Source organism: Mycobacterium sp. TH-M106 (genome assembly GCF_057473765.1).
Map to the genome: position 1 here is coordinate 1 of NZ_JBYCLE010000540.1, position 1398 is coordinate 1398.

General features: G+C 68.5%; 3 protein-coding genes. 2 read left to right on the forward strand and 1 reads right to left on the reverse strand.

Annotated elements, in window-relative coordinates:
* The first annotated feature begins 157 nt into the window (after positions 1-157).
* The gene (locus AC2VOP_RS18685; RefSeq protein WP_486962350.1) at positions 158-571 is read left to right on the forward strand and encodes a hypothetical protein; all 414 of its coding nucleotides are present in this window, start codon (positions 158-160) and stop codon (positions 569-571) included.
* Positions 568-930 (forward strand): DUF5615 family PIN-like protein, encoded by a 363-nt coding sequence (locus AC2VOP_RS18690; protein ID WP_486962351.1) that lies wholly within the window; start codon positions 568-570, stop codon positions 928-930. The genes AC2VOP_RS18685 and AC2VOP_RS18690 overlap by 4 nt, the downstream gene beginning before the upstream one ends.
* Before the next feature lie 22 nt (positions 931-952).
* On the opposite strand, the gene AC2VOP_RS18695 is transcribed toward AC2VOP_RS18690, so the two are convergent.
* Positions 953-1398, reverse strand: a 446-nt coding sequence (locus tag AC2VOP_RS18695) for an HAD-IC family P-type ATPase (RefSeq protein WP_486962352.1), incomplete at its 5' end; no start/stop codon positions are given.

Here is a 1398-nt window from a genome sequence, read left to right on the forward strand (position 1 = left end):
CACCGCCGACTGGCCCGGTGGTTGGTGGCTGGACCCGGTGATCGGGCTGGGGGTGGCCGGGGCCGCGGTGTGGCAGGGCTTCCGGTCGTGGCGCGGCGAGGGGTGCGGCTGCTGACGACGTGTGCCACCATGTGATACGTCGTGTTACGGTAGCGGGGTGGCCGATCACTACACGCTGCGGCTGGCTGCGGGCGTGCGGCAGCGACTCACGGAACGGGCGCATCACGCCCATCTGCCTGAGCGCACCCTCGCGCAGCGCTACGTCGAGGAAGGCCTGCGTCATGATGCGCATCCACTGATCCAGTTTCTCGATGGGCCGAGTGGGCGCCGGGCCAGCCTGGTTGGTCGTGGATTGGATGTCTGGGAGGTGATTGCCACGGTCCGCGACAACGCGGGGTCGGTCACCGAGGCCGCAGCCTACCTGAGGATCCCCGCCGGATTGGTGCAGGCGGCGGTCGCCTACTACGGCGAGTACCGCGACGAGATCGACGCGCAGATCGAGTTCAATGAGGCTGAATATCAGCGTGGCCGCGCGGCGGCCGTTGCTGGGGAGCAGGCTCTGCGCGGGTGAGGGCGCTGCTGGACGAGCAGCTCTCGCCGCAGATCGCCGTGTTGCTACGTGATGCCGGTTATGACGTCCTCGCTGTGGCTGATCGCGACGACCTGGTTGGCTGCAGCGACTGGATGGTCCTCGAGGTTGCCGGCAGCGAACGTCGTGCGTTGGTGACAAACAACATCAAGGACTTCCGCCCGCTCGCGGCCGAGTGGCTCGCGCAGGGCCGGACGCATCCGGGCCTGATCTTGTTGCCTTCGGCGCGCACCCGTACCCGCACCGCTGTTGCGGCCTTGGCCGCCGCAATCGAAGCCGTCCTTGCCGGCCACCCGGAAGGAATCGCCGGCAGCGAACGGTGGGTCGGCCCACTGACGTAGCGCTTGCGAGCGTCTCTGCAGGTCAATGAAGCCGGTAGCGGATCAGCCGGGAACTGTTGGCCACCACCGCAACCGACGACGCATTGTGCAAAACCGCGGCGAGCACCGGCGATAGGGCGCCTCCGGCGCCGATAACCAGCCCGGCGGCGTTGACCGCAATCGACATGCCGTAATTCTGCCGAATGACGTCGACTGCCCGGCTGCCCAGATCGCGGACGTCGAGCAGTCGCTGTAGGTCATCGTTGGCCAGCGCGACGTCGGCGGTCTCCACGGCCACGTCGGTGCCGGCCAGCCCCATGGCGATCCCGATGTCGGCCGCCGCCAGCGCGGGGGCGTCGTTGACGCCGTCGCCGACCATGCCGACCACGTAGCCGTTGCTTTGCAGCTCACGGACCACGTCCAGCTTGTCGTCGGGCAGCACTTCGGCGCGCCACTCGTCGATGCCGAGTTCGGCGGCGACCGCCGAGG